This window comes from Pseudomonas sp. PDM26, assembly GCF_019219185.1.
In the GTDB taxonomy this organism is placed as follows: domain Bacteria; phylum Pseudomonadota; class Gammaproteobacteria; order Pseudomonadales; family Pseudomonadaceae; genus Aquipseudomonas.
This window is the reverse complement of record NZ_JAHUWC010000080.1, coordinates 1-239: the sequence shown is the minus strand read 5'-3', so window position 1 is coordinate 239 and position 239 is coordinate 1. Positions and strand designations below refer to the sequence as shown.

Here is a 239-nt window from a genome sequence, read left to right as displayed (position 1 = left end):
GCACCTTCTTCGACCACAGTCGCCACAAACTGCACATCGACAACCTCGCCACCGCCCTCGACGTCCTCGCCTTCAACGGCGAAGAACACCTCAGCCAGCCCTTCACCTACCGCATCGAATTCACCTGCAGCGACCTCGACCTCGGCGCGGAAAAACTCATCGGCCAATACGCCGACTTCAAGCTGTACGCCGATCCCTCGACCCTGCAGGTATTCTCCTGGGAAGCGCCCAAACCGCCC

At 61.1% G+C, this 239-nt stretch carries 1 protein-coding gene; it reads left to right on the top strand.

What is annotated here, in order from left to right; all coding sequences use genetic code 11:
• The coding region (locus KW849_RS31185; RefSeq protein WP_218433913.1) for a hypothetical protein at positions 1-239 on the top strand (239 nt) is incomplete at both ends.